The sequence below is a fragment of the Candidatus Woesearchaeota archaeon genome, assembly GCA_003695435.1.
Taxonomy (GTDB): domain Archaea; phylum Nanobdellota; class Nanobdellia; order Woesearchaeales; family UBA11576; genus J101.
The window spans coordinates 1-6,189 of sequence record RFJL01000061.1; the positions used below are offsets into that span (position 1 = coordinate 1).

The window sequence follows — 6,189 nt, forward strand, 5'->3', positions numbered from 1 at the left end:
TAGAACAACTTGAACCAGAACAAAGAAAACGCATAGAACAAACGATGCAACGCATAGAACAGTGGATCAAAGGGGACTTCATCACAGGAGAACTACTCATTCAAAACGCACCTCAAAACATCAAAGCTACCTTGTACGATAAACAATCCAGATCCGCATATGATCTTGATCGCGCAGGGGATCGCTTCATCTACCACGATGTCCTAGAAGGAAAATATACGCTCATTGTAGAACATGAGGGAAATATAGCATTCTCCGCTGATGTGAACATACCGCCAAAACAACCTATCATCATCAACTACGCAAAAGTCACAGGAAGGGGAACGGAAAAACAAAGAGCTGAAGCGATGAACAAAGTCGCGCAAGCAATTCGAAAAGTAGAAGAGCTCAAACAACAACAAAGGATATCACAAGAACAAGAAGCTACACTTAAGCAACACCTGCAAGAAGCAAAAGATACTCTTGCGGATAAAGACATACTCTCAAAAGCATCTCATCCACAAGACTATGAAGAAATCGTAACCGAGGCTCAAAAAGAAGTAGAAGAAGCACAAGCACAACAACCCCTCACACTTGCTCAAAGAATTCTTCAAAACGCAGAAAAAGTAACTGAACTGCTCTCACAGCCTCACACATCAAGAAGAGAACAAGAACTCAAACAAGCAATCGGCTCAGATGCCGAAAATGTGGGGGAGATTCTCAAAGCACTTAAAAAAGATCCTTACAAAAAACAGATTAAAAACATCATTGAAGATCTCAAAAAATGGTCAAAAAGCAAAGACGTGGAAGTGCGCATACAAGTCTCATCACCTAATCTACGTCCTGCTCAAAGAATTGATTTTAAGGGGCGCTGGGGAGTGATCAGACGAGTAGAGCTCAAGGACGGATCAGCAATCATTGGAATTCCAAAAGGAATATACAAAGTACGACTGTTTTGCATGAAAGAATCAACACTCACCTCATGCAAAAACGTACTAAAGCTGAACATACAAGAAGACACCACGCTTCGCCTAGAAACCGATGGTGAAATCGTTAAACAAGTATAAGTACGACTAAAACTTTAAAAATAATATTTACGAGGTACATAACCATGGCGCATCCTGCAGAAGACATATCCTCACTTAACATAAGAAGTCCTGTTCATTCCTTGGGGATTCGAGCGAAACGCCCATTAATTATACCTTTCTTTAAAGCGCACGTTCGTAGAACTGTAAAACGCTATGATAAAAAGTTTTCTCACGGCGAAGAGATGTTCAAGAGAATTGAGGAGTTTATTAATGATCATCAACTAACTGAAGCTGAAAAAGAGCTAATAAAGCTCAACAGTTTGTTTATAGAGCAGGTTCAGGACTTCTATAGAATATACTATGCACTTTCGCGTTTGCGATCAGATACTGTTAAAGATCTTAAGAAGTTCTTAGATTCACATAAAGTTCCACCAGATGTTCGAGAGAAATACTTTGGAAAAACGATTTCGAAGCTTTTGGACATGATAAGAGGGGAACGCATGGCTTTTAATCGGGTAAAAGAGATCCTTGCAGGAAAGAGTAATTTTGCCCAAGAAATTATTAATTTTTCGTATTCAAAGAGTGCTTTTGCTGAGCGATGGGCGATATGGTCCGATACAAAGAAGTCCATAAAGGATCTTAAGAAGCAGAGAAAGATTGAACATTCACAGGGTTCCTCAGACATTCTTCAGAAACTTGACGCACTTCTTTATGATGAATTTGATCACATCAATAAGATTGTAAGGCGGTTAATTAATCACATAACAAGAGTTCTTTACCTCTCCCGGCGGGCAACTGGAATGATTCAAAAAGCGGCGTTTGGGCACGAGATTCCTGAAAAAGAACTCCGTGACCAGAAATATTTTGAACTCCAGTTACAAGAACTCCTACTTAACGAAGTTCATAACTTACAAAAAACTATCCTTGTTCAATTAAGCAATGAAATAAGAGGTGTATTATCCTAATGGACACTATGGATTGGCTTTCGGCACTTGCAGGTCTGGTACTTATCGCCCTTGGAAGTATCCCGATCTTGAATAATTTTGGCATAGGACCGTCATGGTTTGCATATCCTACAACGATTCTTTCCGCAACAATTGCAACATGGGTTATCGCTTTAGCCGCGCTTTTTTTAATCGTTGCGGCAGTTATTGAGATTACCAATGCAAGCCATTATGGGTGGTGGACGTTTCTCATAGGTGCTATTGCACTTGCAATAGGTGGTCTGCAAATCCTAGGAACTTTTGGAATTGGTCCAGGACTCTTCGGATTCACACCCCACATCATGATTTACAACGTAATCATGATTATTGAGGGATTCTTTCTTGTCATGGCTATGTTTGCAATGAACTTCTAAATCCTTTCTCTTTTCTTTTTGGATGTGTCTTTTTATTGTTCCTCGTCATACTATTATTCTCTTTCTCAAAAACTCTTTTTCATCAAAGATGAAAACTACGTTACAGTCAGGAGATGGGCTATACCATCACTTTTTGCTACGGTAACAGCATTAGCATTTCTTTTTAGACTCTAAAACATCCCAACACAGACGTACAGACGTACTAACGCTTATATAAACCAAAACCAAAGAAAACCTCATGACAGTTGTACTTAATAAAATTCCAAAAAATCCTATTATTCTTGAAGGCTTTCCTGGCTTTGGCCTCGTGGGAACCATCACCACAGAGTACCTTGTGAACCAACTCAAAGCAGAACCCATTGGGTACATAGAACTTCCAGACATAAGACCTATGGTGGCAATTCACGAAGGAAAACTCATAAGACCTATCGGCCTCTACTATGATAAGAAAACAAATCTACTCATCGTTCACGTCATGACTAATGTAGAAGGACTTGAATGGCAACTAGCAGACGCTCTTCTTGAAGTAGCACGTAAAACATCTGCAAAAATGTTGGTAAGTGTTGAAGGAGTAGGAGCTCCTGACGCTGACACAGAGTCACACAAACCATACTACTACACAAACGATGCAACTATCAAAAAGAAGTTTGATAAAGAAAACATAGAAGAACTCAAAGAAGGCATCATTCTTGGCGTTACCGCAACACTTCTCTTAAGAACTCTCAAACAAAAAATTGTCTGCATCTTCACAGAAACACACTCACAACTCCCAGACTCTAAAAGCGCAGCAGTTACCCTTGATGTGCTTGATAAGGTTCTAGGCATTAAAGTTGATAACAAACTCCTTCTTGAACAAGCAGCAGCGTTTGAAGAAAAAATAAAATCCGTCGTTGCTCAAGCACAACAAGCACAAGAAACACAAAGGAAGAAAACACTCTCCTACTTTGGCTGATGTACGTCGCAGCGGTTTACCAACAACTTCTGAAGAAAAAACCCCACAACCCACAAAAAAGACCAACAAAGAAAACTCTCAAAATAAAAAAAGCACCTCTAGAAATACAACTACAAACCCTTCTCTCAAACCATTCTCACAAAGAATTCCAAGACTATTGCTATAATCACTTTATTTATCCAAGACTCAAAGAGCTTGATCGTCTACATAAAAAACAGCTCAAACTTTGCAGAACAGGACCCAAAGCAGCAGAAGAACTCACCCATCTCCTAAGCGCAACAAAACGCATAGAAGAAGAACTTAATCTCATTGAGTCCTTTTGCAAAGAACAACGCACATACCACTTTGTACGTGACACGCGCATGAACCTACTTATTCCAATCATCCTCTTTATTCTCATCACCCTTATTTTCTTTGTGGGAGGCTACATTTTGAACCCCTCAACACTTCTACCCTGAACAGCCACAACAACCCAAAAACCTTTTAAATACTTCAAATCTTTTCCCTGTTCCTATGAACACAGAACACTTCCTCAAAATATTCCTAGAGCAAAAAGAACCCTTTGAAGGAATCAAAGGACAACAAGACGTAAAATTCGCACTCAAAAGTGCACTGATATCAGGCAGGCATATCCTTATCATAGGACCTCCAGGTATAGGAAAAACAACCATTGCGAAAAGCGTTGCAAAACTTCTTCCCGAAAACCGCTTTGTACGAATACAAGGCTCACCAGATCTTACAGCAGAAGATATCATCGGAGACATTGACCCCATTAAAGCAATGGAATACGGACCACTCTCCGTAGAAGCATTTACACCAGGAAAACTCTTCAAAGCAGATAAAGGCGTGCTCTTCTTTGATGAGCTCAACCGTTGTCCTGAAAAATTACAAAACGCGCTTTTACAAGTTCTCGCAGAACGAAAGGCGACCATTGGCAGCTATGACGTTGATTTTGATGCAAACTTCACTTTCATCGCAACAATGAACCCCGAAGACTCCTCAACAGAAAAACTCTCAGAAGTTCTCCTTGATAGATTTGACGTTATCTACATGGACTATCCTGAATCACAAAAAATAGAAGAAGACATCGTGAATGAAAAAGCACATGTGCTTGTAGAAGTTCCGTCTCAAATCGTACAATACGCAGTACGCTTCGTACGACACCTAAGAAATGCGGAAAAACTAGAGATTCGCCCATCGGTAAGAGCATCCATTGGACTTGTGGAACGCGCATCAGCAAACGCAGCACTACGAGGAAAGAAAAAAGCAGATTTTAAAGATCTCTATGATGCAATGATCTCTGTTATCTCGCATAGAATCAAACTCAAACCAAGTTACGCATTCCTTCAATCAGAATCCCAATTCGTTGAAGAACAACTTCGCAGTTTTATGGAAGTCAATAAGATCTCCATGGAACGCGAAGGAGATGGGTGACACAGAAGAGCAAAACACAGAAGAACAAGGAATTCCCGGACTTGCCGAAAACGACGAGACTCTTGAAGAACTAGAAGGGCAAACCGGAAAAGACGATGAAAAGCAAGGGCTTATGAGCTCAGTTCTTGAAAATGATCAAGAAACCATAAATGACGGAAAGCTCTTAGAAGAATCAATTAATCAAGGAGTAGGATCATTTACACCTGATATCATGTACCAACACTTGGTACAAAACTACAAACACGCAAAAAAACTCTACGGAGAAACACTTCTACGCGCAGTAACGGGTTATGATGATAGCTACCTTGAAAGAAACCTCAATGTTCCTGAATTCAGAAAAGAATTAGAGAAAAAAATCAAGCAAAAAATCGACGATCTCAAAGAAAAAGGACTCATAGATAAACAAGGAGTCATCACAGATAAAGGACTTGAACTTGCATCTCTTGTTCTCTACGCATCAGAACTGGACATTATCTCCCCTGTAGGAATTCATGGTGAGCGCATTCACAAAGAACGACACATCTACGGTGATAAGGGAGACTCACATCCTTACAAGAAAGGAGAGCGGTTCAAAGATGTTAACATCAAAAAATCAGTTAAAACCGCTCTTCGCAGAGGGCACAAACAACTCCGCATAGAAGACCTTAAGGTACACGAACGACAAGCAAAAGGAGAAGTCACCCTCGTCTACGCAATTGATGCGTCAGGATCTATGAAAGGAGATAAAATAGGCACTTGCAAAAAAGCAGGCGTAGCACTCGCCTGGAAAGCAATACAAAATAAAGACAACGTAGGCATAGTAGTGTTTGGAGAAGAAGTAACAGACGTTGTACGCCCGACAAAGGATTTCTCAGTTCTTCTTAAAACACTTAGTGCAATACGAGCACAACGCGAAACAAACATCGCACAATCCATTGATAAAAGCATAGAACTCTTCCCAAAACAAGGAACTAAACACTTAATGATCCTCACTGACGCACTTCCCACAACTGGAGAAAAACCAGAAGAAGAAACACTCAAAGCAGTAAGTAAAGCAGCAAGTGCGGGCATTACTATTTCTATCGTCGGTATCAACCTTGATGAAGAAGGAAAACACCTAGCAGAGCGTATTGTCGAAATAGGAAGAGGAAAACTCTACGTAGTCTCCAACCTTGAAGAAGTTGATCGCATCGTGCTCATGGATTATTATAGTTATGCGTAAAACGTACTAAGACATACTACTTCTTAGAAATAATGCACTTAGTGTTTTCATGAAAAAATCAACACTCTTGAGCTTGATGATACCTTCTACAATCATGAAACCGTTCTGCTCACGCAGATCGCGAAAAAATCAAGATGAAAGTAGATTACCAACGCCCAGATCACCACGTGACGAAGTTCAAAGACATACTCGTCATCGCATTACAATAAAAAAGAGGAAGAGTCCTCTTAGAAATGCA

7 protein-coding genes are annotated in these 6,189 nt (G+C 40.1%); all 7 read left to right on the top strand.

Annotation, left to right across the window (positions count from 1 at the left end):
• The coding region (locus D6774_04390; GenBank protein RME77458.1) for a hypothetical protein at window positions 1-1,046 on the top strand (1,046 nt) is incomplete at its 5' end.
• Window positions 1,047-1,090: 44 nt separating this feature from the next.
• Window positions 1,091-1,972, top strand: coding sequence for a hypothetical protein (locus tag D6774_04395; protein RME77459.1), 882 nt, complete (start codon window positions 1,091-1,093; stop codon window positions 1,970-1,972).
• The gene (locus D6774_04400) at window positions 1,972-2,364 is read left to right on the top strand and encodes a hypothetical protein (protein RME77460.1); all 393 of its coding nucleotides are present in this window, start codon (window positions 1,972-1,974) and stop codon (window positions 2,362-2,364) included. The genes D6774_04395 and D6774_04400 overlap by 1 nt, the downstream gene beginning before the upstream one ends.
• A 238-nt stretch (window positions 2,365-2,602) precedes the next feature.
• Window positions 2,603-3,316 (top strand): proteasome assembly chaperone family protein, encoded by a 714-nt coding sequence (locus tag D6774_04405; protein ID RME77461.1) that lies wholly within the window; start codon window positions 2,603-2,605, stop codon window positions 3,314-3,316.
• Entirely contained in the window at window positions 3,316-3,774 is a 459-nt protein-coding gene (locus tag D6774_04410) for a hypothetical protein (protein ID RME77462.1), read from the top strand. The genes D6774_04405 and D6774_04410 overlap by 1 nt, the downstream gene beginning before the upstream one ends.
• A 55-nt stretch (window positions 3,775-3,829) precedes the next feature.
• Window positions 3,830-4,750, top strand: coding sequence for an AAA family ATPase (locus tag D6774_04415; protein RME77463.1), 921 nt, complete (start codon window positions 3,830-3,832; stop codon window positions 4,748-4,750).
• Window positions 4,743-5,951 carry a VWA domain-containing protein gene (locus D6774_04420; protein ID RME77464.1) on the top strand — a complete coding sequence of 403 codons (1,209 nt, stop codon included), beginning with the start codon at window positions 4,743-4,745 and terminating at the stop codon, window positions 5,949-5,951. Before D6774_04415 ends, D6774_04420 begins: the two co-directional genes overlap by 8 nt.
• Window positions 5,952-6,189: the final 238 nt, after the last annotated feature.